Genomic DNA, 332 nt, shown 5'->3' on the forward strand with positions numbered 1-332 from the left:
GGGACGGTCCGAAACGTCAGCGTCGACCGCACCGTGACGCGCGACGAGGCGTCGGCTCGATACCGCGTCCGGGTTTCGGTGACTGGAACGTACGCGCCGCGCGACGGCGCGCCCGACAGACCGACGGCGACGTTCGGTGCCGGTGGTAACGACGTCGACGGACCGGATCTCGCCGATACGCCGGCGGCCGCGAGGGCGGAACTGAACCTCGAGACGGACGCCGACGTCGATCAGTTGGCGCGGGTCGCCGTCGACGGCGGCGGCGAGACGCGGTCGACGGTCGTGTACGGCGCCCGATCGGAGGCGGATCTGGACCGGGTCGCGAGCGACGT

At 72.3% G+C, this 332-nt stretch carries 1 pseudogene; it reads left to right on the forward strand.

The window, feature by feature from the left end:
* Positions 1 to 332 (forward strand): annotated as a pseudogene (locus tag EXE44_RS18770) (hypothetical protein); the annotation flags it as partial.

This window comes from Halorubrum sp. SS7 (assembly GCF_005435055.1).
Taxonomy (GTDB): domain Archaea; phylum Halobacteriota; class Halobacteria; order Halobacteriales; family Haloferacaceae; genus Halorubrum; species Halorubrum salinarum.